Below are 298 nucleotides of genomic sequence, written 5' to 3' on the forward strand. Positions count from 1 at the left end.
TTGGGCCGATCCAAAGGAATCACTAATCCGGTTTCCACGGAAATTTTTTGCATGTTCACCTCTTACTTTCTTATCGCAGTGCCTTTTGATGGTCAGGTCTTGCCTTGGCATCCGTTTTATTTTTCAAATTAAGGCTTTTCAATCTTCTATGACGCATGTGGCGATGTTATGGCACGTGATATATTTGGTCATTAAAACCTGCAAATAATACCATTGTTTGCATCGGTATATTTGGTTGATGACATTCTGTTTGAGACTTTTTATCGTTCACAACCGTCTCTGTTATGGTAGACAAAAT

The organism is Methylophaga sp. UBA1464 (assembly GCF_002325665.1).
Classification (GTDB): domain Bacteria; phylum Pseudomonadota; class Gammaproteobacteria; order Nitrosococcales; family Methylophagaceae; genus Methylophaga.